Genomic DNA, 22,437 nt, shown 5'->3' with positions numbered 1-22,437 from the left:
CCCGCACCCCGGGGCGCGCGCGGTTTATCCGTTTCCGGGCAGCACGGAAAAGGGATGCGAATTCCCGCCCCTTTGTATACGGCGCCCGTGTTAATTCCCCGGTCCCGCACTGTGTACGGGATGTTGCGAAACCCTCACGCGCGCCCGGTCCGGCCGTTTCAGGCGGTGCCGCGGCAGGGCCCGCTCCACGTGCAGCGCGGTCAGCGCCCGGGCCCGTTCGGCGTCCCGGCGGGCCACCGCGTCCACGATCGCCCCGTGCTCGGCCCAGGTCTCGGCGGGCCGCTCGGCCGGCTCGACCGCGTACATCCAGGCGATCTTGTGCCGCAGCTGGGTGAGCAGCGCGGTGAGCGGCGGGCTGCCGGAGGCCTGGGCCAGGGTCTCGTGGAACCAGCCGCCGAGCGCCGCCAGGTCCGCGCCGCGTCCGGCCCTGGACCGCTCCTGCCCCAGCCTGACCAGGCCGCGCAGCACCTTGAGGTGCGCCTCGGTGCGCCGCTGGGCGGCCCGGGCGGCACCCAGCGGCTCCAGCAGGGAGCGCATGTCGAGCAGGTCGGCGGCCTCCTGCTCGCCGGGCTCGGCGACATGGGCGCCGGCGTGCCGGCGGCTCACCACGAAGCCCTCGGACTCCAGCGTGCGCAGCGCCTCGCGGACCGGGACGCGGGAGACCCCGTAGCGGCGGGCCAACTGTTCCTCCGTCAGCCGGTCGCCCCGCGCGTACACCCCGGAGACGATGTCGTCCCGGATCGCCGTGCATACCGATTGCGCGGGAATGCGCATGTCCGACCTCCGTTTTCCGCCGCGCGATACCCCGTCGAGCGCCGCCTTGTCCGGCGACTCTATTGCAGGTCGCCGGAAATTCCGACGGCGCCCGGTGGAAAGGGACGCAAAAAGGCCCCGGCTCGTTTCGAGCCGGGGCCTTTTCACGGGATCGGCCGCCCGGGGGCGGTCCGGGCCGTCAGACGTCGACGCCGCGGGCGCGGAGGTAGCTGATCGGGTTGATGTCGGAGCCGTACTCCGCGGTGGTGCGCGCCTCGAAGTGGAGGTGCGGGCCGGTGGAGTTGCCGGAGGAGCCGGAGATGCCGATCTGCTCGCCGGGGGTGACCTTCTCGCCGACGGAGACGGTGATGGCGGAGAGGTGCCCGTACTGGGTGTACGTGCCGTCGTTCATCCGGATCACGACGTTGTTGCCGTAGGCGCCGCCCCAGCCGGCCTCGACGACGGTGCCGGAGCCGACGGAGACGACCTTGGTGCCGTAGGCGGCGTGGAAGTCGACGCCGGAGTGGCTGCCGGAGGACCAGAGCGAGCCGCCGGTCTTGTAGCCGGTGCTCACGTACGAGCCGGCCACGGGAAGCTGGAAGGAGGCGAGGCGCTTGCGCTCGGCCTCACGGGCGGCGCGCTCCTTGGCCTCGCGGATCTCCTTGGCGCGGGCCTCGGCCTTGCGCTTGGCCTCGGCGGCGGCCCGGATGCGGGCGGCCTCCTCGGCGGCCGCCTTCTCCTGGGCGGCGGCCTGGGCGTCGACCCGCTCGGCGAGGGACTCGTCGACGATGACCTGGGTGAGGCCGGTGTCCTCCGGGGAGGCGCCTTCCGTGTCGGCGGCGAGCGCCGGGGAGGCGAGGGTGCCGATGACACCGGTGGTGGCGAGCGTCGCGACGCCGGCGATGCCGGCGCTGCGGCGAGCGAGCCGGCTCGGGGCACGGTGCTTCCCGGTGGCACGGGTGAACGCCATGAAGTGGCTGGTCCTTTCCTTCCCTCTCGCCTACCGGGTTAGCTGACGGGTTCGGAGCAGGAAGGTCTCCTACGGGCCCCTCCGCGCGGAGCGAAGGCGTCCGATTCACCCCAGGGACTGCGTGCGGGTCCCCGGCTCCCCAGGCTCGCGCCTTGTGGGGACTCGGCGATGACTGTCCGTTGCCGCGGGTGCGGCGTCGAGCAGTGGCCGGACAGCCGCATCGACGCTAGGCCGATCACCTTTCAATAACCAAACGGACACGCATTTTTGTAAGACATGCCACAGGGCATTCGATCACACTCATTGGCAATACGGACAAAAGGGAGGACCCCGACGAACCAGGTCGCCGGGGCCCTCGTGACGGCGTCTCAATCAGCCGGAGACGACGCTCACTTCGCCGATGCCGAGGGCCCGCACGGGCTCCGCGATCTGCGCCGCGTCACCCACCAGCACGGTCACGAGCCGGTCCACGGGGAAGGCGTTGACCACCGCGGCGGTCGCCTCCACCGTGCCGGTCGCGGCCAGCCGCGCGTACAACTGCGCCTGATAGTCGTCCGGGAGGTGCTGCTCGACCTGGTCGGCGAGCGTCCCGGCGACGGAGGCGGCCGTCTCGTACTTCAGCGGGGCCACGCCGACCAGGTTCTGCACGGCGACGTCGCGCTCCGCGTCGGTCAGCCCCTCGGCGGCGAGGGTGCGCAGCACCTTCCACAGGTCGTCGAGGGCCGGGCCGGTGTTGGGCGTGTCGACCGAGCCGCTGATGGCGAGCATCGACGCGCCGTTGCCCTCGCCGTCCGAGCGCAGCACCTGGCCGAACGCCCGCACGCCGTAGGTGTATCCCTTCTCCTCGCGCAGCACGCGGTCCAGGCGGGAGGTGAGGGTGCCGCCCAGGCAGTACGTGCCGAGCACCTGGGCCGCCCAGACGCTGTCGTGGCGGTCGGCGCCGACGCGGCCGATGAGCAGCTGCGTCTGGACGGCGCCCGGGCGGTCCACGATGACGACCCGTCCGGTGTCGTCGGCGGTGACCGGCGGCATCGGGCGCGGGGCGGCGGGCTCGCCGCTCCAGGCGCCCAGGGTGTCGGCGAGCACCTGGTCCAGGTCGACGCCGGTGAGGTCGCCGACCACGACGGCGGTGGCGGCGGCCGGGCGCACGTGCGCGTCGTAGAAGGCGCGGACGGCGGCGGCGTCGATCGCGGCCACGGTCTCCTCGGTGCCCTGGCGCGGCCGGGACATGCGCGAGGAGGCCGGGAACAGCTCCTTGGAGAGCTGCTTGGCGGCCCGGCGGGCCGGGCTGGCCGTCTCGTGCGGGATCTCGTCGAGGCGGTTGCGCACCAGGCGCTCGACCTCGGTCTCCAGGAACGCCGGGGCGATCAGGGCCTCGGCGAGCAGGCCGAGCGCCTTGGGCAGCCGGGAGACCGGGACCTCCAGGGAGACCCGTACGCCGGGGTGGTCGGCGGCCGCGTCGAGGGTGGCGCCGCAGCGCTCCAGCTCGGCCGCGAACTCCTCGGCGGTGTGCCGGTCGGTGCCCTCGGACAGGGCGCGGGCCATGATCGTGGCGACGCCGTCGAGGCCCTCGGGCTCGGCGTCCAGCGGCGCGTCGAGGCAGATCTCGACGGCCACCACCTGCTGGCCGGGGCGGTGGCAGCGCAGCACCGTGAGCCCGTTGTCGAGCGCGCCGCGCTCGGGGGCCGGGAAGGCCCAGGGCTTCGCCTCGCCGGCCCGCGGCTGCGGGTGGAAGGTCATGCTGGTCAAAGACGCGGCGGTGTCGCTCACTGGTCCGCTCCCTCTTCCTCGTCGCTGTCGGCCTCCTCGGCCGCGTCACCCACCGGCTCGTAGACGAGCACCGCGCGGTTGTCGGGCCGCAGCCGGGCCGCGGCGACCGCCCGGACCTCCTCGGCGGTCACGTCGAGGACCCGGTCGACGGCGGTCAGCGCCAGCTGCGGGTCGCCGAACAGCACCGCGTAACGGCAGAGTTCGTCGGCGCGGCCCGCGACGGTGCCGAGCCGGTCCAGCCACTCGCGCTCCAGCTGGGCCTGGGCGCGCTCCATCTCCTCGGCCGTCGGGCCCTCGGCGGCGAACCGGGCCAGCTCCTCGTCGACGGCCTCCTCGATCCGCGGCACCTCGACGCCGCCGGAGGTCTTGACGTCCAGCCAGCCGAGCGAGGGCGCGCCGGCCAGCCGCAGCAGGCCGAAGCCGGCGGCGACGGCGGTGCGGTCGCGGCGGACCAGCCGGTTGTGCAGCCGGGAGGACTCGCCGCCGCCGAGGACGGTCAGGGCGAGGTCGGCCGCGTCGCACTCGCGCGTGCCGTCGTGCGGCAGCCGGTAGGCGGCCATCAGCGCGCGGGCCGGCACCTCCTCCTCGACGACCTCGCGCAGCTGCCCGCCGATCACGTCGGGCAGCGAGCCGTCGCGCGGCTCGGGCTTGCCGTCGTGCGCGGGGATGGAGCCGAAGTACTTCTCCACCCAGGCCAGGGTCTGCTCGGGGTCGATGTCGCCGACCACCGAGAGGACCGCGTTGTTCGGCGCGTAGTACGTGCGGAAGAAGTTCCGCGCGTCCTCCAGGGTGGCCGCGTCCAGGTCGGCCATCGAGCCGATCGGGGTGTGGTGGTACGGGTGACCGTCCGGGTAGGCGAGGGCGGTGAGCCGCTCGAACGCGGTGCCGTAGGGCACGTTGTCGTAGCGCTGGCGGCGCTCGTTCTTGACGACGTCCCGCTGGTTCTCCATGGACTCGTCGTCCAGGGCGGCGAGCAGCGAGCCCATCCGGTCGGCCTCCAGCCAGAGCGCGAGCTCCAGCTGGTGGGCCGGCATCGTCTCGAAGTAGTTGGTGCGCTCGAAGCTCGTCGTGCCGTTGAGCGAACCGCCCGCGCCCTGCACCAGCTCGAAGTGGCCGTTGCCGTGGACCTGCTTCGATCCCTGGAACATCAGGTGCTCGAAGAGGTGGGCGAGACCGGTACGGCCCTTGACCTCGTGCCGGGAGCCGACGTCGTACCAGAGGCAGACCGCGGCGACCGGGGTCAGGTGGTCCTCCGAGAGCACCACGCGCAGGCCGTTGGCCAGCCGGTGCTCGGTCGCTGTCAGGCCGCCGGAGCCGGCCTCGGCCGCAGCCGTGTGACCCATGGGCATGTGTCCCCTTCGATCGCGATCGGGAAAAAGTCCTGCCACTGTATGCAAGCGCGCCGACACCTGGCGAAGTTCCCGGCCGCCTCGGATGTCCCTCTTCCGGGTCGCGGTCGGCGTTGTCGGTGCCACGGTCCACAATGGTCCGCGTCAGATCAACCTTGTTGGTGAAGGAGCCGCAGCCGCGATGGCCCGCCGCAGCACGAAGACACCGCCGCCGGACGACGCGTTCGAGGAGCGAATCCTCGACATCGACGTCGTTGACGAGATGCAGGGCTCCTTCCTCGAGTACGCGTACTCGGTGATCTACTCGCGCGCGCTGCCCGACGCCCGCGACGGCATGAAGCCGGTGCAGCGGCGCATCGTCTACCAGATGAACGAGATGGGCCTGCGCCCCGACCGCGGCTTCGTCAAGTGCGCCCGCGTCGTCGGCGAGGTCATGGGCAAGCTGCACCCGCACGGCGACGCGTCCATCTACGACGCGATGGTGCGCATGGCGCAGCCCTTCTCCATGCGCGTGCCGCTGGTCGACGGCCACGGCAACTTCGGCTCGCTGGGCAACGACGACCCGCCGGCCGCCATGCGGTACACGGAGTCGCGGATGGCTCCGGCGGCGCTGCTCATGACGGAGTCCATCGACGAGGACACCGTCGACTTCACGCCGAACTACGACGGCCAGGAGCAGGAGCCGGTCGCGCTCCCCGCCGCGTACCCGAACCTGCTGGTCAACGGCGCCTCCGGGATCGCCGTCGGCATGGCGACCAACATGCCCCCGCACAACCTGGGCGAGGTCGTCGCGGCCGCCCGCCACCTGATCCGCCACCCGAACGCGGACCTGGATGCGCTGATGCGCTTCGTGCCGGGCCCCGACCTGCCCACCGGCGGCCGGATCGTCGGCCTGTCCGGCATCAAGGACGCCTACGAGACGGGCCGCGGCACCTTCAAGATCCGCGCGACCACCACGATCGAGACGGTGACCGCCCGCCGCAAGGGCATCGTCGTCACCGAGCTGCCCTTCACGGTCGGCCCCGAGAAGGTCATCTCCAAGATCAAGGACCTGGTCGGCTCCAAGAAGCTCCAGGGCATCGCCGACGTCAAGGACCTCACCGACCGCAACCACGGTCTGCGCCTGGTCATCGAGATCAAGAACGGCTTCGTGCCGGAAGCGGTCCTGGAGCAGCTCTACAAGCTGACGCCGATGGAGGAGTCCTTCGGCATCAACAACGTGGCGCTGGTCGACGGACAGCCGCTCACCCTCGGCCTCAAGGAGCTCCTTGAGGTCTATCTCGACCACCGCTTCGACGTCGTGCGGCGGCGCTCCGAGTTCCGCCGCGGCAAGAAGCGCGACCGCCTCCACCTGGTGGAGGGCCTGCTCGTCGCGCTGCTCGACATCGACGAGGTCATCCGCCTGATCCGGGAGAGCGAGAACTCGGCGGAGGCCAAGTCCCGGCTCATGGAACGCTTCTCGCTGAGCGAGGTCCAGACGCAGTACATCCTGGACACCCCGCTGCGCCGGCTCACCAAGTTCGACCGGATCGAGCTGGAGACCGAGCGCGACCGGCTCACCGGCGAGATCGACGAGCTGACCGGGATCCTGGAGTCCGACGCCGAGCTGCGCAAGCTGGTGTCGGCGGAGCTGGCCGCCGTCGCCAAGAAGTTCGGCACCGAGCGGCGCACCGTCCTGCTGGAGTCGGCGGGCGCGCCGGTCGCGGCCACCTCCCTGGAAGTCGCGGACGACCCGTGCCGGGTGCTGCTCTCCTCCACGGGCCTGCTCGCCCGCACGGTGACGGAGACGCTGCCGGCCGCGCAGGACGGCAAGCGGGCCAAGCACGACGTGATCCTCTCCTCGGTGGCGGCCACCCAGCGCGGCGACGTCGGTGTGGTGACCTCGGCCGGCCGGCTGCTCCGGGTCGCCGTGATCGACCTGCCGCAGCTGCCGGACACCGCCACCGCGCCGAACCTGGCGGGCGGGGCGCCGCTCGCGGAGTTCGTGTCCCTGGAGGCGGACGAGACGGTGCTGTGCCTGACCACCCTCGACGAGGAGTCGCCGGGCCTCGCGCTCGGCACCCTGCAGGGCGTGGTCAAGCGGGTCGTGCCGGACTACCCGGCGAACAAGGACGAGCTGGAGGTCATCACCCTCAAGGAGGGCGACCGGGTCGTGGGCGCGACCGAGCTGCGCACCGGGGACGAGGACCTGGTCTTCATCACCTCCGACGCCCAGCTGCTGCGCTACCAGGCCTCCCAGGTGCGGCCGCAGGGCCGCCCGGCGGGCGGCATGGCCGGCATCAAGCTGGCGGCCGGCGCCGAGGTGATCTCCTTCACGGCGGTGGACCCGGCCGCGGACGCGGTGGTGTTCACGGTGGCCGGCGGCTCCGGCACGCTGGACGCCTCGGCCGGTTCCTCGGCGAAGCTGACCCCGTTCGACCAGTACCCGCGCAAGGGCCGCGCCACCGGCGGTGTGCGCTGCCAGCGCTTCCTGAAGGGCGAGGACCTGCTGGTGTTCGCCTGGGCGGGCGCCACACCGGCGCGGGCCGCCCAGCGGAACGGCACGCCGTCCGAGCTGCCGGAGCCGGACCCGCGCCGGGACGGCTCGGGCACGCCGCTGGCGAAGCCGGTCGACGTGGTGGCCGGCCCGGCCAGCTGACCGGATCCTGACGGAGCCCCCGGCTCCGCGCTGCGAGGAGCGCGGAGCCGGGGGCTCCGACGTGTGCACGCACCACCGCGGGCACCTCGCCGGACGCCGTCCGGCCGCTCGTCGCCCAGGTCGTTTCTCTCGGATCAGGCCGTTCGGGGGGCACTCCCCCAGGCTCCGCCGGGGGCACCCCCACCCGGGCGAAGCCTGAGGGAGTCGGGAGCCCGGCAGGATGCGGAAGAGACGGTCTAGCCGGCGACGGTCTCCGGGTAGGCGTCGGCCTGCTCCCCGGAGGGGTCGTGCTCCTCGGAGCCGTCCGGATCCTCGGAGGGCTCCTCGGTCCGCGGCACGTAGCGCAGCACGCCCCACATCGCGTGCTCGTCGGGCACGTCCTGCGGGCCGCCCAGCTCGCAGCCGGCGAGCTCCGCGCGCAGGCCCGCCGCGTCGATGCGGGAGCCGATGAGCACCAGCTGGGTCAGCCGCTCCTCGCCGTCCGGCCAGGGCTCGGGGTAGAAGCGCAGGAAGCGGCCCACCGCGTGGACGGAGTAGCGGTGGGCCGGGTCGGCGGCGCCGAAGTCGACGAAGCCCTTGATCCGGTACAGCCCCTCGGGCCGTGCGTCGAGGAAGGCCATCAGCCGGCGCGGGTGCAGCGGGGTGGCGGCGGTCAGCGACAGCGTCTCGTAGGCGGCGTGCGGGTGGGCGTGCGCCTCCGCCCCGTCCGCGTCCTCGCCGTACAGGATGTCCTCGATCGACATCTGGCCCTCGATCTCGCCCTCCGGCACCACCCGGTCGAAGAGCAGCTCGGGATCCACCCGCCCGTGCGCGGCCTCCACCACCGCGGCGCGCGGGGCGAGCTCGGCGACCTCGCCGCGCACCGCCGCCAGCCGCTCGGCCGGCACCCGGTCGGCCTTGTTGACCACCACCAGGTCGGCGACGGCCAGGTGCCGGTCCGTCTCCGGGTGCCGCTCCCGGGTCGCCGCGAACTCCGCGGCGTCCACCACCTCGACCAGACCGCCGTAGACGATCCGGTCGTTGTCGCTGGCCAGCACCATGCGCACGAGCTCCTGCGGCTCGGCGAGGCCGCTGGCCTCGATGACGATCACGTCGAGCCGCAGCTCGGGCCGGGTGAGCACCTCCAGGTAGGTGTCGAGCTCGCTCGCGTCCACGGCGCAGCACAGACAGCCGTTGCCGAGGGAGACGGTGGAGCCGACCTGACCGGCCACGGTCATGGCGTCGATGCCGATGTCACCGAAGTCGTTGACCATCACCCCGATCCGGGTCCCCCGCGCGCTGCGCAGCAGATGGTTGAGCAGGGTGGTCTTCCCCGCCCCGAGAAACCCGGCCAGGACGACGACGGGGATCTGCGGCGTGGTCAAGGATCGTGCCTCCGTACGCTCGGTGCCTGCGATGACGAAGCCCCCAGAATAGGCACGCGCGCGTGCCGCCCCGCGCCCCGCGCGGCGAGGCGCCCGGGCCGGCGGCGGGACCAGGGCCTCGGGGCCGCCGGACCCGGGGCCCGACCGACTCGGCGCGCCGCACGGCGCGGGCCGCGCCCGGCGATGCGGCCCGGCATTTCCGGTCGGCGACCTCCTGCCCGTACCGTTTCCGGCATGAGCCCCGCAGCCTCCCCGCCCGCGCGGCCGCCCGGCCGCCGGCGCAGGATCGGGTGGCCGCGGCGGGTGTTCTCGCAGGTCCTGCTGATGCAGCTGGCCGTCGCGACGGGGGTGACGGTGCTCGCCACCGGGCTCTTCCTCGCCCCGCTCAGCGCCCAGCTGGACGACCAGGCCATGCGCCGGGCCCTGGCCATCGCGGAGACCACGGCCTCCCCGCAGGTCGCCGCCGACCTCGCCACCACCCGGCCCACGCCGGACGGCCCGGTGCAGACCGAGGCCGAGCGGATCCGGCGCTCGACGGGGGCGGAGTACGTGGTGGTGATGGACACCGCCGGCATCCGCTGGTCGCACACCGACCCCGCCCAGATCGGGCGGCGGGTGTCCACCGACCCCAGCGCCGCGCTCGCCGGGCGCACCGTGATGGAGATCGACAGCGGCACCCTGGGACGCTCGGCGCGCGGCAAGGCACCGCTGCGGGACCGGCGCGGCGAGATCGTCGGCGCCGTCTCGGTGGGCATCGAGTACGACAGCGTGCGCGACCGCCTGGTCGCGGCCATCCCCGGGCTGCTGCGCTACGCCGGCGGCGCCCTGGCGGCGGGCGCGCTGGCCGCCTGGCTGATCTCCCGCCGGCTCCAGCGGCAGACCCACGACCTGGCCTTCTCCGACATCTCCGCGCTGCTCGCCGAGCGCGAGGCGATGCTGCACGGCATCCGCGAGGGCGTCGTCGCGATCGACGGCGCGGGGCGGATCCGGCTCGTCAACGACGAGGCGCAGCGGCTGCTCGGCATCGGCCCCGAGGCCACCGGCCGCCCCTTGGAGGAGGTGCTCGGCGAGGGCCGCACCACCGAGGTGCTGGCGGGCCGGGCCACCGGCGAGGACCTGGTCACGGTGCGTGGCAGCCGGGTCCTGATCGCCAACCGCATGCCGACCCACGACGGCGGCGCCGTCGCGACCCTCCGCGACCGCACCGAGCTGGAGCGCCTGGGCCGCGAGCTGGACTCGACGCGCGGTCTGATCGACGCGCTGCGCGCCCAGGACCACGAGCACGCCAACCGGATGCACACCCTCCTCGGCCTGCTCGAACTGGAGATGTACGAGGAGGCCGTCGAGTTCGTCACCGAGGTGGTCGGCGTGCACCGGGCGACTGCCGAGCAGGTCACCGAGAAGGTGCACGACCCGCTGGTCGCCGCGCTGCTCGTCGGCAAGGCGGCCGTGGCCGCCGAGCGCGGTGTGGCGCTGCGCGTCGCGCCCGGCTCGCTGCTCCCGGACCGCCTGGTGGACCCGCGCGAGCTGGTCACGGTCGTCGGCAACCTGGTGGACAACGCCCTGGACGCGGCCTCCGGCACGCCGCACGCGCGCGTGGAGGTGGAGCTGCGGGCCGAGGGGCGCACGGTGGTCCTGCGGGTCGGCGACAGCGGGCCCGGCGTGCCCGAGGAGCGGCGCGAGCTGATCTTCGCGGAGGGCTGGAGCACCAAGGAGCCGCCGGCTCACGGCAAGCGGGGCCTCGGGCTGCCGCTGGTGCGCCGGCTCGCGGAGCGGCGGGGCGGCAGCGCCGTGGTCGGCACCGGGCCGGACGGCGGCGCCGAGTTCACCGTGCTGCTGCCGGACGCGCTCGGCGAGGCGGACGGAGGGGCGGACGGCGCCCTCGCGCCCGTGGTCGCGGAGGAGGCTTGGTGATCGGCGTCCTGGTCGTCGACGACGACGTGCGGGTGGCGCGGGTCAACGCCGCCTACGTGGCGAAGGTGCCGGGTTTCCGGGTGGTCGGCGTGGCCCACTCGGCGGCGGAGGCGCTCGCCGCGCTGACCGCGCCGGAGCCCGCCGTGGACCTGGTGCTGCTCGACCACTACCTGCCGGACGGCAACGGTCTGGCGGTGGTCCGGGAGCTGCGCGCGCTCGGCCGGCAGACCGACGTGATCATGGTGACGGCGGCCCGTGACGTGGCGACCGTCCAGGCGGCGATGCGGCAGGGGGCGCTGCAGTACCTGGTGAAGCCCTTCGGCTTCGCGGGCCTGCGGGCCAAGCTGGAGGCGTACGCGGGCCTGCGCCGCACCCTGGACGGCGGCGGCGAGGCGGAGCAGGCCGAGGTGGACCGGATCTTCGGCGCCCTGTCCGCCGGTTCCGTCGTCCCGGACCTGCCCAAGGGGCACTCCCCCACGACGGCCGAACTGGTGCGGCAGGTGCTGCTCGCGGCGGACGGACCGCTGTCGGCGCAGGCGATCGCCGAGCGGGCCGGGGTGAGCCGGCAGACCGCCCAGCGCTATCTGAAGCTCCTGGAGCGCACCGGCCGGGTGCGGCTGTCGCTGAAGTACGGCGAGACGGGCCGCCCCGAGCACCGGTACGCGTGGGCGGGCCCGGCGGCGACCGGCTGAGCCGCGCCGTGGCCCGCCGACTCCTCAGACCGCTCCGGCGCCCGTGAGGGCCCGTACCTCCGTCTCGGCGTGCCGGGCCTCGTCCGGCGGCTCCGGGGAGGTCACGGTGCCGAGCCAGCCCGCGAGGAAGCCCAGCGGGATGGACACCACGCCGGGGTTCTGCAGCGGGAAGAGCTGGAAGTCGACGCCGGGGAACAGCGATTCGGGGCTGCCCGAGACGACCGGCGAGACCACCACGAGCAGCACGGCCGGGACGAGCCCGCCGTACACCGACCAGACCGCGCCGCGGGTGGTGAAGCGGCGCCAGAAGAGCGAGTAGAGCAGCGCGGGCAGGTTGGCGGAGGCGGCGACGGCGAAGGCGAGGCCGACCAGGAAGGCCACGTTGAGGTCGCGGGCGAGCAGGCCGAGGCCGATCGCGGCGGCCCCGATGCCGGCGGCGGCGAGCCGGGCCACGGCCACCTCGCTGCGCTGCCTGCCGCCGGGGCGGCGCAGCGAGGCGTAGAGGTCGTGCGCGACGGAGGCCGAGGAGGCGAGGGTGATGCCGGCGACCACGGCGAGGATGGTCGCGAAGGCGACGGCGGCGACGACCGCGAACAGCACGGTGCCGCCGGTGGAGCCGGCCCCGCCGCCGAGGTCGAGGGCGAGCAGCGGCACGGCGGTGTTGCCGGCGGCGTTGGAGGCGCGGACGGCGTCGGGGCCGACCACGGCGGCGGCGCCGAAGCCGAGCACGATCGTCATCAGGTAGAAGCCGCCGATGAGGCCGATGGACCAGACGACCGAGCGGCGGGCGGCCCGCGCGGTGGGCACCGTGTAGAAGCGGGACAGGATGTGCGGCAGCCCGGCGGTACCGAGGACGAGCGCGAGGCCCAGGCTGACGAAGTCGGCCCGGGCGGTCCAGTCGCCGCCGTAGCGCAGCCCGGGCGCGAGGAAGTCCCGGCCGTGGCCGCTGCGTTCGGCGGCGGTGGTGAGCAGTTGGTCGACGTCGAAGTGGAAGCGCAGCAGGACGAGCAGGGTGAGGGCGATCGTGCCGGCCATGAGCAGGACGGCCTTGACGATCTGGATCCAGGTGGTGGCGCGCATGCCGCCGAGCGACACGTACACGACCATGAGCGCGCCGACGCCGATCACGGTCCAGGAGCGGGCGGCGTCGCTGGTGCCGCCGAGCAGCAGGGCGACGAGGCTGCCGGCGCCGACCATCTGGGCCACCAGGTACAGCACGGAGACGGTGACGGAGGAGGTGCCGACGGCGATCCGGACCGGCCGCTCGGCCATGCGGGCGGCGACGACGTCGGCGAGGGTGAAGCGGCCGCAGTTGCGCACGAGTTCGGCGACCAGCAGGAGCACGACCAGCCAGGCGACGAGGAAGCCGACGGAGTAGAGCATGCCGTCGTAGCCGAAGAGGGCGATGAGGCCGGAGATGCCGAGGAAGGAGGCGGCGGACATGTAGTCGCCGGCGATGGCGAAGCCGTTCTCCAGCGGCGAGAAGAGCCGGCCGCCGGCGTAGAACTCCTCGGCGGAGCCGTGCCGGTTGCGGCTGACCCAGGTGGTGATGCCGAGGGTGACCGCGATGAAGGCGCTGAACAGCAGCAGCGCGAGGGTCTGGTGGTCTCCGGTCATCGCCGCGCTCCCCGGGTCATCTCCTGGGTGTCCCAGCGCAGTTCGAGCGCGGCCCGGTCCCGGCGCAGCCGGGCGTGCCGGGCGTAGGCCCAGGTCAGCAGGAAGGTGGTGGCGAACTGGCCGAGCCCGGCGAGCATCGCGACGTTGACCGCGCCGGCCACCGGGCGGGCCATCAGGCCGGGAGCGGCGGTGGCGGCCACGACGTACGCCAGGTACCAGAGCAGGAAGGCGAGCGAGGCCGGGAGGACGAAGCGGCGGTATCGGCGGCGCACTTCCTGGAAGGCGGGGCTCCGCTGGACCTCCAGATAGATGTCCGCGGCGCTGTGGCCGCCGGCCGGGTCCGGGGCCTGTGGGCGGGGGACGGCGCCGGCCGCCGCCGCCCCGTCGTGCTCGCCCCAGCCGGCGGCGAGTTCGTCGTACCAGGGGTCGTCGAGCCGCACCTCCGCGGCACCGAGCCCGTCCTGCTTCTCCACCGGTGAACTCTCCTTGTCAGCGAACCGTTTCGGCCGCGTGCCCAAGGATGGACAGACTGGGCGGATCCCGGACTCTTCTCCCGCCTTCTTCACCCCATCAGGTGACGGAAGCCCGGACATGGCGGACCGGCCCGTCCGACAGTCGTATCGGGTGGGCCGGCCGGTGGACGGCGCGGCGGGTCCACGGACCCGCCGGCCGCGTCAGGCGTCGATGCGGGAGCGGTCCAGGGTGGCGGCGGAGCTGGTGATGAACTCCTTGCGGGGCGCCACGTCGTTGCCCATGAGCAGGTCGAAGATCTGCTCGGCCGCCTCCAGGTCGCCGATGTTGATCCGGCGCAGGGTGCGGTGGCGGGGGTCCATGGTGGTCTCCGCCAGCTGGTCGGCGTCCATCTCGCCGAGGCCCTTGTAGCGCTGGATGGCGTCCTTGTAGCGGACGCCCTTGCGCTGGAGCTCCAGCAGGGTCTGCCGCAGCTCGTTGTCCGAGTACGTGTACACGTACTTGTCCTGGCCCTTCTTGGGCTGGACCAGCTCGATGCGGTGCAGCGGCGGCACGGCGGCGAAGACCCGGCCCTGCTCGACCATGGGCCGCATGTAGCGCTGGAAGAGGGTCAGCAGCAGGGTGCGGATGTGCGAGCCGTCGACGTCGGCGTCGGTCATCATGATGACCTTTCCGTACCGCGCGGCGTCGATGTCGAAGGTGCGGCCGGAGCCCGCTCCTATGACCTGGATGATCGCTCCGCACTCGGCGTTCTTCAGCATGTCCGAGACGGAGGACTTCTGGACGTTGAGGATCTTGCCGCGGATCGGAAGGAGTGCCTGGAACTCGCTGTTCCGGGCGAGCTTGGCGGTGCCGAGCGCGGAGTCGCCCTCGACGATGAAGAGCTCGCTGCGCTCCACGTCGTCGCTGCGGCAGTCGGCGAGCTTGGCGGGCAGCGAGGAGGACTCCAGGGCGGTCTTCCTGCGCTGCGCCTCCTTGTGCTGGCGGGCCGCGATCCGGGTACGGGCGGCGGCGACGGCCTTCTCCAGGACGGCGCGGGCCTGGGCCTTGGCGTCCCGCTTGGTGGAGGTCAGGAAGGCCTTGAGCTCCTTGCTCACCACGTTGGCGACGATCCGGCGGGCCGCCGAGGTGCCGAGCACCTCCTTGGTCTGGCCCTCGAACTGCGGCTCGGCGAGGCGCACGGTGACGACGGCGGTGAGGCCCTCCAGGGCGTCGTCCTTGACGATGTCGTCCTCGGCGACGCGCAGCAGCTTGCTGGCGCGCAGCACCTCGTTCACCGTCTTGGTGATCGCCTGCTCGAAGCCGGACACGTGGGTGCCGCCCTTGGGCGTGGCGATGATGTTCACGAAGGAGCGGACCGTGGTGTCGTAGCCCGTGCCCCAGCGCAGCGCGACGTCGACGCCGAGCTCGCGGGTGACCTCGGTGGGGGTCATGTGGCCGCGGTCGTCGAGGACCGGGACGGTCTCCTTGAAGGTGCCCTGGCCGGTGAGCCGCAGCACGTCGCAGACGGCCTTGTCCTGGGCGAGGAACTCGCAGAACTCGCTGATGCCGCCGTCGAAGCGGAAGGTCTCCTCGCTCTTGCCGATGCCGTCGAGGTCGCGCTCGTCGCGGACGACGATCGTGAGGCCGGGGACGAGGAAGGCGGTCTGGCGGGCGCGCTGGTGCAGCGTCTCCAGGGAGAGCTTGGCGTCCTTGAGGAAGATCTGGCGGTCCGCCCAGTAGCGCACGCGGGTGCCGGTGCGGGTCTTGGGGACGCGCTTGGTCTTGCGCAGGCCGCCCGAGGGGTCGAAGGGGCTGTCGGGGCCCTGCTCGGTGAAGATGCCGGGGACGCCGCGGCGGAAGCTGATCGCGTGGACGGAGCCGTTGCGGTCGACCTCGACGTCGAGGCGGGCCGAGAGCGCGTTCACCACGGAGGCGCCCACGCCGTGCAGACCACCGGAGGCCGCGTACGAGCCGCCGCCGAACTTGCCGCCGGCGTGCAGCTTGGTCATGACGACCTCGACGCCGGAGAGTCCGGTCTTGGGCTCGACGTCGACGGGGATGCCGCGCCCGTTGTCGCGGACCTCGACGGATCCGTCGTCGTGGAGGACGACCTCGATGTGGTCGCAGTAGCCGCCGAGGGCCTCGTCGACGGAGTTGTCGATGATCTCCCAGAGGCAGTGCATCAGGCCGCGGCTGTCGGTGGACCCGATGTACATGCCGGGGCGCTTGCGGACGGCTTCGAGCCCTTCGAGGACGAGCAGGTGCCGCGCGGTGTAGTTGGAACCGTCACGGTCTGCGGTCAGCAGCGCACTGGACGGCACGGACGTCTCGGCGGTCACGCGGTTCGCTCCTCGCTGAATTTGAAATCTGGCCCGGTGGGTAAGGCACGGCGGCCTGCACCGGTTCAGAGGGTACAGAGCCCTGGTAGAGCCGTTGTCACGCCACCCTCCTGATTCCTCATGCTAGTCCAGAGTCGCATGGGTGTTCGATCCCTCGATGGGGTGACGCGAACGTCACGTTCCCTTCCAGGCATGAACCATTTAGGCTCCGGGCACGTCCTCATGAACAACCGGCAACCCGCCGGGAGGGCACGACCACACACAGCAATGCGAAACCCGTAGAGCGAAGCAATACGGCTCATTCGCCGCCAACCGGCAGCAGACAGCCACCTTGGGAAGAAAAAGTTTCGAGGAAAAGCCACGAGCGGGAACGTTTTCGGCCTGGTTGGATGTTGACCCTGGTACGACAGCTCGTCGAGCTAGAGAAGAGGCGACGTGACTACTGTTCTGACCCCCGCGAGCCCCCTGACGGCCGCTGACCGCTGCGACCGCTGCGGCGCCCAGGCATACCTGCGTGTCGTCCTGGTCAGCGGCGGTGACTTGCTCTTCTGCGCCCACCACGGACGCAAGTTCGAGCCGGAACTCAAGAAGATCGCCGCAGAGATACAGGATGAGACGGACCGGCTCACCGACGTGCCGGCCCGCACCCAGGGCGACGACCACTGACGCCTCGCATCCCCGACGAGCCACGGGCCGGTTCCTGACGACCGGCCGACGGGCGGCCACCCCCGCGTTCCGAGGGGGGTGGCCGCCCGTTCTCGCATTCCGGCCGGCGCCGGACCGGAGGCGCCCTCAGACGTGCCGCGGCAGCAGCGCCGAGACCCGGGTGTAGACGCCGGGGTTCTCCGCCTGACCGCAGCCGCTCCCCCACGACACCAGCCCGATCAGCCGGCCGCGGGCCACCAGCGGACCGCCGCTGTCGCCCTGGCAGGCGTCGTGGCCCCCGGCCGGATCCCCCGCGCACAGCATGGTGTCGCCGCGGTACGCGGCACCGAAACCGCCCGGATACGCGCGCTCGCAGACCGTGTCGGGCAGCACCCGGACCCGCGCAGAGCGCAGCGAGGTCGCGTACGTGCCGTTGCCCGTCGTGTCGCCCCAGCCGTAGACGTCCGCCGCCTGCCCCTCCGCGAGCGCCGCGTCACCGGGGCGGGCCACCTCGATCGCGTACGACTCCGGGAGCGCCCTCGCCAGCGTGAGCACCGCCAGGTCGCCCGAATTGCTCGACGGGTCGTAGTCGGGGTTCACCCAGGTGTCCGCGACCCTCACTTCCTGGCCGCCGTGGCCGCGCAGCGAGGTGCGGCCGGCGATCACCGAGAAGTCGGACAGCCGGTCCGGCGTCCCGCCGAGCACCTCGCGGCCCAGGCAGTGCGCCGCGGTGAGCACCTTGGTGGGGGCCACCACGACCCCACCGCAGAACTGCCCCGCCCTGCTGCCGCCGAACCGGTCACGGCTGGACAGGGCCACGACCCACGGCGCCTCGCTGGTCCGGGCGGGCTGCCCGCCGACCACGACGCTGTCGGCGCGCGCGGTACCGGCCGCGCCGAGCGGCACGGCGGCCGTCGCGACCAGGCCCAGGACTCCGGTGACGGCACGGGCGATGGGACGACGCATGAAGCCTCCTGACTCTCCGCTGACATCTTTTCACCCAGCGTCGCCCGGGCCCGCCCACCGCGCACCCGCACTCATGCGCGAAGGACCCGGCCCCCCGAACGGGGAACCGGGTCCTTCGTACGCCGTGCTTGTCCCTCGGCGGGACGGGCCGCGTCAGTCCAGGTAGTCGCGCAGGACCTGCGAGCGGGACGGGTGGCGCAGCTTCGACATCGTCTTCGACTCGATCTGGCGGATGCGCTCACGCGTCACGCCGTAGACCTTGCCGATCTCGTCGAGCGTCTTCGGCTGGCCGTCGGTCAGGCCGAAGCGCATGGAGACGACGCCGGCCTCGCGCTCGGAGAGCGTGTCGAGGACGGAGTGCAGCTGCTCCTGGAGCAGGGTGAAGCTGACCGCGTCGGCCGGGACGACCGCCTCGGAGTCCTCGATGAGGTCACCGAACTCGCTGTCGCCGTCCTCGCCCAGCGGGGTGTGCAGCGAGATCGGCTCGCGGCCGTACTTCTGGACCTCGATGACCTTCTCCGGGGTCATGTCGAGCTCCTTGGCCAGCTCCTCCGGGGTGGGCTCGCGGCCCAGGTCCTGGAGCATCTGGCGCTGCACACGGGCGAGCTTGTTGATGACCTCGACCATGTGCACCGGGATGCGGATGGTGCGGGCCTGGTCGGCCATGGCGCGGGTGATCGCCTGACGGATCCACCAGGTGGCGTACGTGGAGAACTTGTAGCCCTTGGTGTAGTCGAACTTCTCGACGGCGCGGATCAGACCCAGGTTGCCCTCCTGGATCAGGTCCAGGAAGAGCATGCCGCGGCCGGTGTAGCGCTTGGCCAGCGAGACCACCAGACGGAGGTTGGCCTCCAGGAGGTGGTTCTTGGCGCGGCGCCCGTCCTCGGCGATGATCTCCAGCTCGCGCTTGAGCTTGGGGGCGATCTTGTCGGAGTTCGCCAGCTTGTCCTCGGCGAACAGACCGGCCTCGATGCGCTTGGCGAGCTCGACCTCCTGCTCGGCGTTGAGCAGCGGGACCTTGCCGATCTGCTTGAGGTAGTCCTTCACCGGGTCCGCGGTGGCACCGGCGACGGCGACCTGCTGGGCGGGCGCGTCGTCCTCGTCCTCGTCGGACAGGACGAAGCCCTTGCTCTCGCCCTCGGACTCCTCGTCGTCCTTGCCGGGCGCGACGTCCTCGAGCAGCTCCTCGCCCTCGAGCAGCTCTTCGTCGTCCTTCTTCGCCGCGGTCTTCTTGGCGGCGGTCTTCTTGACGGCGGCCTTCTTCGCCACCGTCTTCTTCGCGGCGGTCTTCTTGGCCGCGGCCTTCTTGGCGGGCGCGGCGGCCTCGTCGGCCGGGTCCGCGCTCTCGGCCGCCGGGGCCGCGGTGGCGGCCGCGACGGTCTTCGTCACGGTCGTCCTGGCGGTGACGGTCTTGGTGGCGGTGCGCTTGGCCGGGCTCTTCGCTGCGACGCTCTTGCGGGCGCGCTTCGGCGACTCCGCTGCACTGACCATCAGCGTCACACCCTCTTCCTCGAGGATCTGATTGAGGCTGCGCAGAACATTCTTCCACTGGGTTGGCGGAATCTGGTCAGCCTCGAAGGCCCGACGCACGTCATCGCCGGCGATCTGCCCATCAGCCTTTCCCCGCTCGATGAGCGCCATCACAGACTCGGACTCGGCGATCTCCGGCGGGAGCGTACGGGATGTGCTGGCCGACACGAACAACCTCTCGGAACGATGGAAAACGGCTTCCGGCCCCGCCCTGGATCAGGCTGGAGCCGACGACCGACGGCCGGGAATGTGCCGACGGCGCGGGCTGGACCGGGGAACTGCACAGCGCCCTGATCGGCGGCTGTATTCCTTCCTCGGCTGTCACCTCTTAGGTCATCGCACGGCTTCGAAGAGCGTTACGCCCAATCCGCGTGGCCCGAGTCACACCGCATATGTGGCGAATCCGCCCCGAACCGCCCGGATCGGCACGAGATCGTGCCGCCCGACCCCGGCGCGCCCGGGAACGGGGTGGTTCCCGGGCTCCACTCGGGTCCGGCGGCACGCGCTGCGTACGCCTCGGCGCTGTTCGTCACGGCCGGCGGATCAGTTCCCGCGCGGGGCCGGGACCACCCGCCCCTCCTCGGGGTGGACGGTGAGCAGCTGCCGCATGGCGGTCTCGGCACCGTTGGCGTCGCCGGCGGCCAGCGCGTCGACGATCCGGGCGTGGTGCGCGAGGCAGCTCTCGCTCGGCCGGTCGCAGCCGGTGGCGGGGGCGCCGGAGACCTGGAGGGCGGCGCCGACGATGCCGGACAGGTGCTCCAGCATGCGGTTGCCGGCGAGCTGGATCAGCAGGGCGTGGAACTCGGTGTCGGCCCGGGAGAAGGTGATGCCGTCGCCCTGGGCGTAGGCGTGGCCCATGATCTCGACCATGTCGGCGAGGCGCTGCTGGATGTCCTCGCGGCCGTGGCCGGCGGCAAGCCGGGCGGCCAGCGGCTCGATCGTCCAGCGCAGCTGGTTCAGCTCGCGGCGCTGGTCGTCGCGCTGTGGGCCGAAGGCGCGCCACTCGATGATGTCGGGGTCCAGCAGGTTCCAGTCGCTGACCGGGCGGACCCGCGTGCCGACGTTCGGGCGGGCGCTGACCAGGCCCTTGGCCTCGAGGACGCGCAGCGACTCCCGGACGACGGTGCGCGAGACCTCGAAGCGCTGGCCGATCTCCTCGGGCACGAGCGGGCGGTCGGCGCCGAGGTCGCCGGAGACGATCATCTGGCCGAGCTGCTGGACGAGCTGGCCGTGCAGTCCGCGGCCGCGGCTGCCGGCGGCGCGGCGGCCGACCCTGCCGAGCTCCTCCGTCGCCTCCCAGGCGGGCGGTCCGACGCGGTCGGCTCCGGGCGCCTCCGCGTAGGGGTAGCGGTCGAGGTCGCCCGGGGCGCCGAGGCCGGACTCGACGGGGCGGGCGGGGGTCATCATCGTGTGCGCAAGGGTACTCACGCATCCTTTGTCGGCGTGGCTCCCGTGCCCCTTGAGGTCTTTGGTGAAAAGCACACGAAAGGGTGATCGGCACCCCTTGGGCAATTGACGATTTACCGGACATTCCCGGCAATTTTTTGGGGAGTTACCGGGGAAACGAAAGCATTCGGTCCGGCAGTGATCACCAACGGGCCCTGCTGCGGCGGCCGGTGAGCACATAGGCGCAGAGCAGGACAGTCAACGTCAGGGAGAGGGCCACCCCGACGGGCTGGCCGACCACCCGCAGGGCGCCCATCACCCAGCGGTCGGCGGCCGAGGACCACTCCACGCTGGCGAACTCGCGGAGCCGGGCCGGGAGTCCGGCCACCGAGCGACGGGGCACGCCCGCGAGCATCCGCTGCAGCGGGGGCGCGAAGACCACGGGCACCGCGAGCACCGCCGCGACCCCGGCGGCCGCGGCCCGGAACACTCCCGCGCCGAGCAGCCCGGCCCAGGCGCAGCCGATCACCAGGCCGAACCAATTCGCGCACAGGGTCGGCCAGTTCTTCGGTACGGGGATCAACTCCCCGCCGTAGACGAAGCGCACGGCCTCCAGGTCGGCCAGCACGGCCAGCGCGGCGAGGAGCGCGCCGACGCCCGCCGCGACCGCCAGCTTGGCCAGCAGCAGCCCGAGCCGGCGCGGTACGGCGCCGCGTCCGGTGGTCAGCGCCGGGTAGCGGTACTCCTCGCCGAAGGAGAAGGCGCCGAGCAGCCCGGCACCCAGCGCGGCGGGCGGCAGCGGGGAGATCCCCGGCCAGCCGGCCAGGACGGCGGGCAGCGGGGTGCGCCCGCTGCGCGCGAGGAGCACCGCGAGGACCACCGACACCAGCAGCACCCCGGCCGCCACCAGCGGCGTGGAGGGCACCCCGAGCAGCCGGCGGATCTCGTAGCGCACCGGGCGGAGCGGGGAACGGTGGGGCGCGCGGTGCTTGCGGTACGCGGCGGGCGCGGGCGCCGCCGGGACGGGCGGGCCCCCGGCCGGTGCGGCCCCGGCGGTCTCCGGAGACCGCGGGGCCCGGGCGGCCTCGGGGCCGTGGGGGGCGCCGGCGTCACGGGTGTCGCCGGTCTCGTCGGCGAGGCGGTGGAGGAGGACGCCGTGACGGAAGGCGCTCTCGCCGACGGTCGCGCAGTCGCTGCCGTAGACGGAGAGCCGGTTGCCGCCCTCGGTCACCACCTCCACGGGGCGCCGGGCGGAGCGGGACTCCTGGGTGAGGAGGGCGGCCAGCCGGGCGGCGTGCGGGGTGCGCACGGCGACCCGGGGGCGCAGGCGGGTGCGGGCGAACTCGGCGGCGTCCTGGTCGGCGGCGAGCCGGCCGCCGTCGAGGGTGACGACCCGGTCGGCGTTGCGGGCCGCGTCCTTGGGATCGGCGGTGGTGTAGAGGACGGTGCCGCCCTCGTCGGCGTGGGCGCGCAGGAGTTCGTACAGCCAGGCGCTCTCGCGTACGGAGAGTCCGGCGGCGGGCTCGTCGAGCAGCAGCGTGTGGGGGTCGCCCAACAACGCGGAGGCCAGGCCGAGTCGGCGGTCCATGCCGAGCGAGAGGCTGCCGATCCGCTGGTCGTGCAGGCCGGTGAGGCCGACGGTCCGGAGCAGGTCGTCGGCGCGCGAACCGGGCACTCCGGCGGCGGCGCACAGCATGCGCAGCTGGCTGCGCAGGGTGCGCGACGGGTGTCCGGGCACGTCGCCGAGCAGCACCCCGACCTCGCGGGCGGGGTGGGCGACCCGGTGCAAGGGGCGACCCCGGAAGTAGGTGACGCCACGGCCGGGTTCGAGCTGGAGCATGAGGCGCAGGGCCGTGGTCTTGCCGGCGCCGGCCGGGCCGAGCAGGGCGGTGACCGTGCCCGGCCGGGCGTCGAAGGTGAGGTCGTCCACGGCGGCCGGGCGGTCCCGGCGGGGGGTGCTGGTGAGTCCGATGGCCTGGAGCATCGCTTCTCTCGCGGGTAGGTGAGACCGCTCCGCGGCAGGGCGGCTGTCCCAGCAAGATAACGCTACA

The 22,437-nt window shown here is 72.9% G+C and carries 16 protein-coding genes and 1 riboswitch; of the genes, 4 read left to right on the top strand and 12 right to left on the bottom strand.

Annotated features, from left to right (window positions below; translation table 11 throughout):
- Positions 1–90: 90 nt before the first annotated feature.
- The 4 genes from ACIGW2_RS19250 to ACIGW2_RS19235 form a co-directional block, all read right to left on the bottom strand.
- The gene (locus ACIGW2_RS19250; protein ID WP_361580522.1) at positions 91–774 is read right to left on the bottom strand and encodes a GntR family transcriptional regulator; all 684 of its coding nucleotides are present in this window, start codon (positions 772–774) and stop codon (positions 91–93) included.
- A 178-nt stretch (positions 775–952) separates the two neighbouring features.
- A complete protein-coding gene (locus ACIGW2_RS19245; RefSeq protein WP_391653603.1) occupies positions 953–1,723 on the bottom strand; it encodes a M23 family metallopeptidase in 771 nt (256 codons plus the stop codon).
- Positions 1,724–1,735: 12 nt separating this feature from the next.
- Positions 1,736–1,901, bottom strand: a riboswitch (cyclic di-AMP (ydaO/yuaA leader).
- 194 nt (positions 1,902–2,095) lie between these two features.
- The gene (locus ACIGW2_RS19240) at positions 2,096–3,463 is read right to left on the bottom strand and encodes a M16 family metallopeptidase (RefSeq protein ID WP_399844907.1); all 1,368 of its coding nucleotides are present in this window, start codon (positions 3,461–3,463) and stop codon (positions 2,096–2,098) included.
- Positions 3,464–3,489: 26 nt separating this feature from the next.
- Entirely contained in the window at positions 3,490–4,836 is a 1,347-nt protein-coding gene (locus ACIGW2_RS19235) for a M16 family metallopeptidase (RefSeq protein ID WP_391653604.1), read from the bottom strand.
- 187 nt (positions 4,837–5,023) lie between these two features.
- Here ACIGW2_RS19235 and ACIGW2_RS19230 point away from each other — a divergent pair, with 187 nt between their 5' ends.
- Entirely contained in the window at positions 5,024–7,480 is a 2,457-nt protein-coding gene (locus ACIGW2_RS19230) for a DNA topoisomerase (ATP-hydrolyzing) subunit A (RefSeq protein WP_399844600.1), read from the top strand.
- Positions 7,481–7,716: 236 nt separating this feature from the next.
- Here the strand turns inward: ACIGW2_RS19230 and ACIGW2_RS19225 are convergent, their stop codons facing one another.
- Entirely contained in the window at positions 7,717–8,844 is a 1,128-nt protein-coding gene (locus ACIGW2_RS19225) for a CobW family GTP-binding protein (RefSeq protein WP_391653606.1), read from the bottom strand.
- A gap of 234 nt (positions 8,845–9,078) precedes the next feature.
- On the opposite strand from ACIGW2_RS19225, the gene ACIGW2_RS19220 reads away from it, so the two are divergent.
- Positions 9,079–10,758 (top strand): ATP-binding protein, encoded by a 1,680-nt coding sequence (locus ACIGW2_RS19220; protein ID WP_391653607.1) that lies wholly within the window; start codon positions 9,079–9,081, stop codon positions 10,756–10,758.
- Positions 10,755–11,450, top strand: a complete 696-nt coding sequence (locus ACIGW2_RS19215; RefSeq protein WP_391653608.1) for a response regulator — start codon at positions 10,755–10,757, stop codon at positions 11,448–11,450. The genes ACIGW2_RS19220 and ACIGW2_RS19215 overlap by 4 nt, the downstream gene beginning before the upstream one ends.
- A 24-nt stretch (positions 11,451–11,474) precedes the next feature.
- Here the strand turns inward: ACIGW2_RS19215 and ACIGW2_RS19210 are convergent, their stop codons facing one another.
- The 3 genes from ACIGW2_RS19210 to ACIGW2_RS19200 form a co-directional block, all read right to left on the bottom strand.
- Positions 11,475–13,067: a cation acetate symporter gene (locus ACIGW2_RS19210; RefSeq protein WP_391653609.1), complete on the bottom strand. Its 1,593-nt coding sequence runs from the start codon at positions 13,065–13,067 to the stop codon at positions 11,475–11,477.
- Complete coding sequence (locus tag ACIGW2_RS19205; RefSeq protein ID WP_361580506.1) at positions 13,064–13,585, bottom strand: DUF485 domain-containing protein; 522 nt, start codon at positions 13,583–13,585, stop codon at positions 13,064–13,066. The genes ACIGW2_RS19210 and ACIGW2_RS19205 overlap by 4 nt, the downstream gene beginning before the upstream one ends.
- Positions 13,586–13,741: 156 nt before the next feature.
- The gene (locus tag ACIGW2_RS19200; RefSeq protein WP_361580504.1) at positions 13,742–15,859 is read right to left on the bottom strand and encodes a DNA topoisomerase IV subunit B; all 2,118 of its coding nucleotides are present in this window, start codon (positions 15,857–15,859) and stop codon (positions 13,742–13,744) included.
- 435 nt (positions 15,860–16,294) lie between these two features.
- Here ACIGW2_RS19200 and ACIGW2_RS19195 point away from each other — a divergent pair, with 435 nt between their 5' ends.
- On the top strand, positions 16,295–16,525 hold the full coding sequence (locus ACIGW2_RS19195; RefSeq protein WP_265864903.1) for a hypothetical protein: 231 nt from the start codon (positions 16,295–16,297) through the stop codon (positions 16,523–16,525).
- A gap of 126 nt (positions 16,526–16,651) precedes the next feature.
- Here the strand turns inward: ACIGW2_RS19195 and ACIGW2_RS19190 are convergent, their stop codons facing one another.
- The 4 genes from ACIGW2_RS19190 to ACIGW2_RS19175 form a co-directional block, all read right to left on the bottom strand.
- On the bottom strand, positions 16,652–17,470 hold the full coding sequence (locus ACIGW2_RS19190; protein ID WP_391653610.1) for a S1 family peptidase: 819 nt from the start codon (positions 17,468–17,470) through the stop codon (positions 16,652–16,654).
- 153 nt (positions 17,471–17,623) lie between these two features.
- A complete protein-coding gene (locus ACIGW2_RS19185) occupies positions 17,624–19,168 on the bottom strand; it encodes an RNA polymerase sigma factor (protein ID WP_391653611.1) in 1,545 nt (514 codons plus the stop codon).
- Positions 19,169–19,543: 375 nt separating this feature from the next.
- A complete protein-coding gene (locus ACIGW2_RS19180; protein WP_361580498.1) occupies positions 19,544–20,482 on the bottom strand; it encodes a FadR/GntR family transcriptional regulator in 939 nt (312 codons plus the stop codon).
- Between the two features lie 106 nt (positions 20,483–20,588).
- The gene (locus ACIGW2_RS19175; protein WP_391653612.1) at positions 20,589–22,370 is read right to left on the bottom strand and encodes an ATP-binding cassette domain-containing protein; all 1,782 of its coding nucleotides are present in this window, start codon (positions 22,368–22,370) and stop codon (positions 20,589–20,591) included.
- Positions 22,371–22,437: the final 67 nt, after the last annotated feature.

This window comes from Streptomyces sp. NPDC053541 (assembly GCF_044544705.1).
Taxonomy (GTDB): domain Bacteria; phylum Actinomycetota; class Actinomycetes; order Streptomycetales; family Streptomycetaceae; genus Streptomyces.
The sequence above is the reverse complement of the archived record's forward strand: the minus strand, read 5'-3'. Positions and strand labels throughout refer to the sequence as shown.